The sequence below is a fragment of the Streptomyces sp. UW30 genome (genome assembly GCF_008042075.1).
Classification (GTDB): Bacteria; Actinomycetota; Actinomycetes; order Streptomycetales; family Streptomycetaceae; genus Streptomyces.
In genome coordinates, this window is the sequence record NZ_RDBN01000037.1 from 1,539,278 (window position 1) to 1,545,967 (window position 6,690).

Consider the following 6,690-nt stretch of genomic DNA (forward strand, 5'->3'; position numbering starts at 1 on the left):
CCTGCACGGGACTTGAGCGCCTGCCGCGATTCCATCACTCGTGCGCGATGGCCGCCAGCACATTCATGCGCGATGCACGCAACGCAGGCAGCAGCGCCGCCACCACCCCCACCACGGCCGAGCCGATCATCACCGCGACGATCGTGCTCCACGGGATCGCCAGTGCCGTCATGCCCTGGAGGGCCAGCACCTGCTGGGCGCACACCCCCCACACCAGCCCGAGCGCGAGACCCAGGACCGCGCCGAACACGGCGATCACCACCGACTCCAGCCGGATCATCCGGCGCAGCTGCCGCCGGGCCAGCCCGATGGCCCTCAGCAGCCCGATCTCCCGGGTGCGCTCCACCACCGACAGGGCGAGGGTGTTGACGACGCCGAGCACCGCGATGATGATCGCGAGCCCGAGCAGCGCGTACACGAGGTAGAGCAGCACGGCGATCTGGTCGTGCACCAGGTCCTTGTAGTCGGCGATGTCGCGGACCTGCACCTGCGGGTACGCATCGAGCGTCTTCTCCAGGGCCGCCCGCAGGTCGTCCGCGCTCGTGCCGGACGCGGCGTTGACGTACACCGCCGCGTCCTGCCCGCCCGGCGCGTACTTCTGGAGCGTGGCCAGGCCGAAGTAGATGCCGCCCTGGCTCCCGAACCCGTCGGCGGACTCCTGGTCGGTGAGGGCGCCCACCGTCAGCTCGGCCCTGCGGTCGCCCTGGAACTCGACGGGGACGGTGCTGCCGACGCGTACGCCGTGGTCCTCGGCGAAGTCCTTGTCCATGGCGAGGCGCCCGTCCGCGAGCGCGGCCGCCGAGTCGCCCCGGGCGTAGGTGATGTTGGCGACCTTGTCGAGCTGCGGTTCGTAGGCCGCGGCGGTCGTCTTCACCCGGTCGCCGTCCGGGAGGCGTACGGCGATCGTCGTGAACTGCGAGCGTACGACGAGCCCGACGCCCTCGGTGTCGCGGATCCGCTCGGTGACCTCCCGTGGGAAGGGCACGAAGTTGCCGTTCTGCACCACGAAGTCGGCGCCCAGCGTCTTGTCGATCTGCTCGTCGAACGACTTCGTCATGGAGGCGCTCGCCACCGACATCCCGCCGACCAGCGCGAGGCCCACCATCAGGGCGGCCGCGGTGGCCCCGGTGCGGCGGGGATTGCGCAGGGCGTTGCGCTGGCTCATCCGGCCGATCGAGCCGAACAGCGCGGGGAAGGCGCCGCCGAGGACCCGGATCACCGGCCGGACCAGCAGTGGTCCCGCGATCACCGTCGCGATGAGGGTCAGCAGGACGCCAAGGCCCAGCAGGGACGCGGCCGACGACGTCTTCGACGCCACGGTGCAGCCCACCAGCGCCGCCGCCCCGGCCGCCCCGACCACCGAGCCCACCACCGCGCGCAGCCGCAGCGGCCGCCCGATCTCGGCGATCTCGGCGTCCGCGAGGGCCGCCATCGGCGAGACGCCCGCCGCACGCCGGGCCGGGAGGTAGGCCGCCACGAAGGTGACGCCCAGGCCGACGACGTACGCGGTCACCGGCGTGCCCCAGCCGATGACCATCTCGTCCGTCCTGATGTTCATGCCCAGCAGACCCATCAGCTCGATGAGTCCGGCGGCCAGCCCGATGCCGGCCGCGAGGCCCGCCGTCGAGCCGACCAGGCCGAGCAGCAGCGCCTCGGTGAGCACCGACCGTCGCACCTGGCGCCGATCCGCGCCGAGCGCCCGCAGCAGACCCAGCTCGCGGGTGCGCTGGGCGATCAGCATGGAGAAGGTGTTGACGATCAGGAACACGCCGACGAGGACCGCGACCCCGGCGAAGCCGAGCATGACGTACTTGATGATGTCGAGGAATCCGCCCAGCTGCTCGACGTCCGACTCGGCCTGCTCGTCGGCGGTGCGCAGCTCGTAGGCGCCGCTGTCGCCGCCGAGCGCGTCGGCCACGCGCCGCTTGAGCTCCGGGTCGCTGACGCCCTCCGCCGCGTCGAGCGAGATGCTGGTGGCCGCCTTCGGGTCGCCCAGCAGCCTCGTCTGCGCGGCCGGGGGGTCGAAGAAGACCAGTGCGGCGCCCGGGTTGGTGGTCGTGAAGGTGACGGTGCCCACGACCTCGACCGGGAAGGAGCCCTGCTGCCCGATCACCGTCAGCCGGTCGCCGATCCGCACGTCCTTGCCGTCGGCGGTGTCCGCGTCGATCATCACCTGCCCGTCGCCCTTCGGGGCGTGACCGGAGGTGAGCTCCACGGGGCTGCGCTCGGTCGGGTTCCACGCGGTGGCGATCGTGGGGGCGCCCGTGGTCGGGCCCACCGACTCGCGGTCCTTGTCGGCGACGGTGATGCCCTCCACGTCCACGTCCGCGCGTGCCGTCGCGACGCCGCCCACCTGGGCGAGGCGGTCGGCGAGGGAGGCCGGCAGGGTCAGTGTCTGTCCCGAGGGGATCGTCTCGTCGAGGGTCTCCTTCGGGGTGACGGTGACGTCGGCGGCGGTCGAGGCGAACAGCCGGTCGAAGGTGCGGCTGACGGTGTCCGAGAAGATCAGGCTGCCCGCGACGAACGCCACGGAGAGGATCACCGCGAGGGCGGACAGCAGCAGCCGCCCCTTGTGGGCGAGGAAGCTCCTGAGCGTCGCCTTGAGCACCGGTCAGCCCTTCTCGGGCGGCTCGGTCACCGGGGTCTCCGGGCTCCCTCCGGCGAACAGCCGCAACCGTTCCAGTACCGCCTCCGCCGTCGGGCGCTCCATCTCGTCCACGATCCGTCCGTCGCCCAGGAACAGCACCAGGTCGGAGTGGGCCGCGGCGCCCGGGTCGTGGGTGACCATGACGACGGTCTGCCCCAGCTGGTCGACGGCCTCGCGCAGGAAGCCGAGCACTTCGAGGCCGGCCCGCGAGTCGAGGTTGCCCGTCGGCTCGTCCGCGAAGATCAGCTCCGGCCGGGAGGCGAGCGCACGGGCGCAGGCGACGCGCTGCTGCTGGCCGCCGGAGAGCTGGGACGGCCGGTGCTTCAGCCGGTCCCGCAGTCCGAGGGTGTCGATGACCTGGTCCAGCCACTTCTCGTCGGGCTTCTTGCCCGCGATGTCCATGGGCAGGGTGATGTTCTCGGCCGCGTTCAGGGTCGGGATGAGGTTGAACGACTGGAACATGAACCCGATCCGGTCCCGCCGCAGCCGGGTCAGCTCGCGGTCCTTCAGCCCGGTGATCTCGGTGTCGCCGAGCCACACCTGCCCCGCCGAGACGTTGTCGAGGCCCGCCAGACAGTGCATCAGCGTGGACTTCCCCGAGCCCGACGGCCCCATGACCGCCGTGAAGCGGCCGCGCGCGATGTCCACGTCCACCGAGTCGAGGGCCAGCACCGTCGTCTCGCCCGAGCCGTAGGCCTTGGTCAGACCGCGGGCGCGGGCCGCGATCCCGTCCGCCGGGGCGGGGCCGGGGACGTACTGGGCAGCTGCTGTGGACAAGACCGCCTCCTGGCGTCGTGACAGACGTGACGACTCTCGTTTCCGCCGAGCGTAATGTGATCCACCACACACCGGGTATCCCCCCGAGGTCCCGGTCGCTCTCCGCCCCAGGTCGGGCCCCTGATATCGGTGTAAGGGGCACCCTCCGACTTCGTGACGACGCTCTTGCGGGTGCTAGCACTACCGCGCTAGCTTCGAGGTATGGCGAAGACCCAGCTGAACGTGAGAGTGGACGAGGGCACGGCCCGCGCCGCCCGCGAGCGTGCCCTGGCCCGCGGCATGAGCGTCAACCGCTACATCGAGGAACTGGTCAAGCAGGACACCGGGGAGGTCGGCCACACCTTCGTGGAGGCCGCCGCCGATTTCATGAAGCAGTACGAGTCGGTGTTCGTCGAGGAGTTCGGCGCCGACCGTGAGGGCACGCGCGAAGGTCGCCACTGATCCGTTGAGCGAACTGAACATCGACCTTGCCTGGCTGCTCATGCTCGCCGAGAAGAGGACGCCGGGGGACCCCCAGGTCGCCGACTGGGGAGCCCTCGTCGCCGCCGTCGCACGCCATGAGGCCCGGATATTCGACGTCCCCGTATACGACAGCCCGCACGCCCGAGCGGCCTCCCTGCTCCAACTGCTGCTCCACGTCCCCGCGTTGGAGCGCTCCAACGCCATGTTCGCCTCGGCCGTCGCCTACGCCTACCTCGTCGCCAGCGGCCTCAAGGTGGTCACCTCGGCCGAGCAGGTGCGCGACCTGGCCAGGCTGGTGAAGAGCGGCGAGGCCACCGTGCACGACATCGCGCAGGAACTGCGGCAGTGGAGCCTGTGACTACTCGCTGACCGGCGGCCGCCACGCCGTGCCCAGCACGCAGTACGACGACGGGAGCGTCGGCCCCTGTTCCGGCATCATCACCCGCCGGACGGGGCCGAGTTCGAACCCGGCCTCGCGCAGTGCCGCGAGCGGATCGCGCGAGACATGGCAGCCGCCGCTCACCAGCGGCCACACCGTCCGGTCCAGCGCCCGCTGCGTGCGGAGCATCGCGCGCCCGCCGCCCCTGCCGTGCTCGAAGAACCGCACGACACCGCCGGGCCTGAGCACCCGCCGTACCTCACCGAGGGCCCGCGGCACGTCCCGCACGCTGCACATCACCAGCGAGAGCACGACCGCGTCGAAGGCCTCGCTCTTGACCGGCAGCGCCTCCGCGGCGCCCGGCACCACGTCCACGGGCACATCGGCGCGCAGGGCGGCGTCCACCGCCATCGTGCGCAGCAGACGCTCCGGTTCGATGGCGACGACCTCCGAGACCGAGCTCGGATAGTGGGCGAAGTTCAGACCGTTGCCGGCGCCGATCTCGATCACCCGGCCGGACAGCCCGGCCAGCATCCGGTCGCGGATGTCGGCCATGCCCATCCGGGTCTCGGCGTTGACGCTGATCCGGGCGTAGAAACGGGCGAACAGCGGATGGTGCACGGCATCCCGTGACACCTTGCCGGAACCGGCGGACCGCAGGGCCATGGGGACCTCCCGGGGCAGGACGGGACCCACCCTGATTGTCCCCCTTACCGGGTCCGTGCACCCCCGCTGTTCGCTGTGGCTGTCGTGCGGGCGGGCCCGGCCTCAGCCGATGAAGTCCCGGACCTGCTCGTACACACCCTGGTCGTTGTTCATGTCGGTGTGCGAGACGCAGCCGACCTCGACGTTCGTCGCGCCGCTCAGGATCGCCGTGGTGTCGGGCGTGAGCGCGTCGTCGCAGTTCGACCAGTAGCTGGCGTACGAGACGCTGCCCGGGGTCTCGTCGCCGGAGTTCAGCGAGGTCAGGAACGAGCTGCCGGTGTTCATCTCCGCGCAGGAGGTGTACAGCCACGCGCACCACGAGGCGGTGGACGTGCCGTGGTTCACGCCGGCCGTAGAGACGAAGTCGTCCACGTACGACGTCCCGCCGAGGTTCTTGAGGTAGTAGCGGGCGCTCAGCGTGCCCATCGAGTGGACGACCAGGTCGACCTTCGAGGCGCCGGTCCGGGCGAGCACGTTTTTGATCTCGGTCGCGAGCTGCTGGGCGGTGGTGGCGTTCGACTGGGCCCAGTCGTACGACCAGGCGTCCAGCTCACCGGAGGAGTAGCCGTCTGCCTCGAAGTAGTCGGCCCAGTCGTCCCAGCTGCTCGCCGAGCTGCTCAGGCCGTGCACGAAGACGACGGGGTTGTGGGTGGCGGCGTTCGCGGGTGTGGGGGAGAGGGACAGTGCCAGAAGGAGCGAGGTGGCCAGGGCCGTCAGACCCGTGGCGATGCGACGCGTGGAGCGCTGCATGATGCCTCCTGAAACGTGTGGGGTTGTCAGGAGTGTCGAGCCGGGTCTACGCGCGCCGCATCGGCGAAGTCGCCGGTCTTTACGATTCAAGTAACCCGCCAGTAACGTCATTTGTGTGGTGACTCCGGTGAACCCCCCACCCCTTGACCGCACTTCGCCACCGCAGGGCACGCAGGCGTGGCGACAGCGCTCCGCCACCCTCCCCGAGGGCGTCCGCGTGCGCGTGCTGCGTGCCGTGTACGGCGATCCGCGCGCCGCCGCCGAGCTGGTCCCGCGCCTCACCGACCGCCAGGCGACGGGCGTCGACCCGCTGCCCACCGAGCCGGCCGAACTGGCCCCGGTGCGCTTGCGTGAACGCCGGGCGGAGATACAGGCGTTGCCGGACAACACCCGCCTCCTGCTGCTCCTCGCCGCGGCCGACCAGTACCCGGTCCCCACCGACGCCTTCCTGCGCGCCGTCGTGGCGGCCCGCCTCGACACGCGGTGCCTGGACGCCGCCGAGGCGGCCGGACTCGCGCACGCCGGCGCGGGCGGGGTGGCGTTCCGCGACCCGTGGACGCGGATCGCGGCCTACGAGACGGGGACCCCGGCCGACCGCCGCGAAATCCATCGGCTGCTGGCCCGCGTGCTGCGCGGCGCCGGCGAGACGCCGTCGCGCTCCTGGCACCGGGGCGCGGGCGCGCTCGGCCCCAGCGGGCGGTTGGCCGCCGAACTCGGCGCCGCCGCGGGCAGGGCGGCCGACGCCGGCCGGCTGTCGGTGGCGCGGGCCCTGGCGGAACGGGCCGCCGCCCTGTGCCCCGACCCCGGCGAACAGGGCCGTCTGGTGGCGCGTGCCGCCGCGTACGCCTGGCGATCGGGCGACGGCGACCGCGCACGCAGGCTGGCGGCGACGGCGCCGGACGACGAGCTGAGCGGGGTGCTGGCCCTGCGGGCGGGGAACGCGACGGAGGCGTTCGACGCGCTGTTGACG

At 71.8% G+C, this 6,690-nt stretch carries 6 protein-coding genes and 1 pseudogene; 3 read left to right on the top strand and 4 right to left on the bottom strand.

The window, feature by feature from the left end; translation table 11 throughout:
• Positions 1-34: 34 nt before the first annotated feature.
• Together EAO75_RS25755 and EAO75_RS25760 are read right to left on the bottom strand one after the other, a co-directional pair.
• Entirely contained in the window at positions 35-2,608 is a 2,574-nt protein-coding gene (locus EAO75_RS25755) for an ABC transporter permease (RefSeq protein WP_147997394.1), read from the bottom strand.
• A gap of 3 nt (positions 2,609-2,611) precedes the next feature.
• Positions 2,612-3,424, bottom strand: coding sequence for an ABC transporter ATP-binding protein (locus EAO75_RS25760; RefSeq protein WP_147997395.1), 813 nt, complete (start codon positions 3,422-3,424; stop codon positions 2,612-2,614).
• A gap of 201 nt (positions 3,425-3,625) precedes the next feature.
• Here EAO75_RS25760 and EAO75_RS25765 point away from each other — a divergent pair, with 201 nt between their 5' ends.
• Both EAO75_RS25765 and EAO75_RS25770 read left to right on the top strand, forming a co-directional pair.
• Complete coding sequence (locus EAO75_RS25765; RefSeq protein WP_147997396.1) at positions 3,626-3,865, top strand: toxin-antitoxin system HicB family antitoxin; 240 nt, start codon at positions 3,626-3,628, stop codon at positions 3,863-3,865.
• A 4-nt stretch (positions 3,866-3,869) separates the two neighbouring features.
• Positions 3,870-4,244: a fic family toxin-antitoxin system, toxin component gene (locus tag EAO75_RS25770; RefSeq protein ID WP_147997397.1), complete on the top strand. Its 375-nt coding sequence runs from the start codon at positions 3,870-3,872 to the stop codon at positions 4,242-4,244.
• On the opposite strand, the gene EAO75_RS25775 is transcribed toward EAO75_RS25770, so the two are convergent.
• Positions 4,245-4,931, bottom strand: a complete 687-nt coding sequence (locus EAO75_RS25775; RefSeq protein ID WP_147997398.1) for a class I SAM-dependent methyltransferase — start codon at positions 4,929-4,931, stop codon at positions 4,245-4,247.
• A gap of 102 nt (positions 4,932-5,033) precedes the next feature.
• Complete coding sequence (locus EAO75_RS25780; RefSeq protein WP_147997399.1) at positions 5,034-5,720, bottom strand: esterase/lipase family protein; 687 nt, start codon at positions 5,718-5,720, stop codon at positions 5,034-5,036.
• 118 nt (positions 5,721-5,838) lie between these two features.
• On the opposite strand from EAO75_RS25780, the pseudogene EAO75_RS25785 reads away from it, so the two are divergent.
• Positions 5,839-6,690 (top strand): annotated as a pseudogene (locus EAO75_RS25785) (LuxR family transcriptional regulator); the annotation flags it as partial.